Source organism: Frankia sp. AiPs1 (genome assembly GCF_023716945.1).
Taxonomy (GTDB): domain Bacteria; phylum Actinomycetota; class Actinomycetes; order Frankiales; family Frankiaceae; genus Frankia.
Map to the genome: position 1 here is coordinate 1 of NZ_JAMQQF010001160.1, position 616 is coordinate 616.

Annotated in this window: 1 pseudogene; it reads right to left on the reverse strand. The window is 76.6% G+C overall.

The annotated features are described in order from the left end of the window. Nucleotides 1–616, reverse strand: a pseudogene (locus ND748_RS33435) (oxidoreductase); the annotation flags it as partial.

A 616-nucleotide genomic window follows, 5' to 3' on the forward strand; every position in this document is an offset into this window, starting at 1 on the left:
CGCCCGCGCCCTCGGCGGCCCGCCCACCCGCGCCGTCCGCTACCCGCCCGCCCACGTCGCCCGCAATGCGCTCGCCCGCACCATCCGCAATGCGCTCGCCCACGTCGCCCGCGATGCGTCCGTCCACATCATCCGCGATGCGTCCGTCCGCGTCGTCCGCGGGCCGGCGGCTCACCGGCAGGACCGGCACCTCGGCCGGGTAGTCGAACCGGATGGCCAGGTACGGCTCGCTGCGGCCCGCGACGAGCTCGTAGGCCCGCGGCGCCGCATCGATAGGGAAGGCGTGCGTGACGAGGTCGTCCACGCGCAGCCGGCCGGCGGCGAGCAGGTCGAGCACGGCCTCCTGGTTGCGCCCCTCGGTCCAGCGAACCTGCCCGGCCGGGTAGTCCACCCCCCAGTCCTCGTACCCGCGCTCGTAGCGTCCCGGCCCGTAGGAGCGGGCGAAGCGCAGGGTGAGCTCGTTGTCGTAGAACGGCGCGCGCAGCAGGCCCAGGCCGACGTCGCCGACGACGACGAGCTGCGCGCGGTCGCGGGCCAGCGCGGTCGCCCGCATCACCGGCTCCGCCGATCGGCCGGCCGCGCAGATGAGCACCGCGTCGGCCCCACGGCCCCGGCT